This is a genomic window from Bartonella sp. CL63NXGY (genome assembly GCF_042194905.1).
Classification (GTDB): Bacteria; Pseudomonadota; Alphaproteobacteria; order Rhizobiales; family Rhizobiaceae; genus Bartonella.
Genome location: NZ_JBHINK010000166.1, coordinates 1 through 519 on the forward strand (window position 1 = coordinate 1; position 519 = coordinate 519).

Annotated in this window: 1 protein-coding gene; it reads right to left on the reverse strand. The window is 45.9% G+C overall.

Translation table 11 applies throughout. From position 1 onward, the window contains the following. Positions 1-71: 71 nt before the first annotated feature. The coding region (locus ACFIK0_RS09945) for a hypothetical protein (RefSeq protein ID WP_375663994.1) at positions 72-519 on the reverse strand (448 nt) is incomplete at its 5' end.

Below are 519 nucleotides of genomic sequence, written 5' to 3' on the forward strand. Positions count from 1 at the left end.
CCGTTTCCGGACAATGCTGGTAAAGTAAAAAACGGAATTGAGAATTCTTCTCAGTTCCGTTTTTTTAGTAATCACCATAACCAATGACTCCGCACAACAGTTTTACTCGTATACAAAGGAAATACTAACGGTTCATTATTAATTGTCTGAATATCCGAGCCAGTAATTCGAACATTACCAACGTGTTGGCCAGCCTTTACTGGCGCCGTTATCTTGCTGGTCTGGACACCGAGGTCGTAATCGGCATCATCATCTTTCTCCCAGATCGTAACTGTCCGTGGAGTTAACGTCACCTTCCGTGGAGCACCGTGGGCAACCTTCAATTTTAACGATGCTGCCGGAATTTTCACCCTTCGCAAGTGCCCTTCTTCTTTGAGCATTATCAGCATTCGCTTTGTTTGGACAAAGGCACTGTCTTTCCCATCGCCAGTCGCGTGTAAAACAACGGTGATAATTTGGTGTCCCCGGTATGTTCCTGTGCATACTAAGCAGTGGCCTGCAGTATCTGATGTCCCCGTT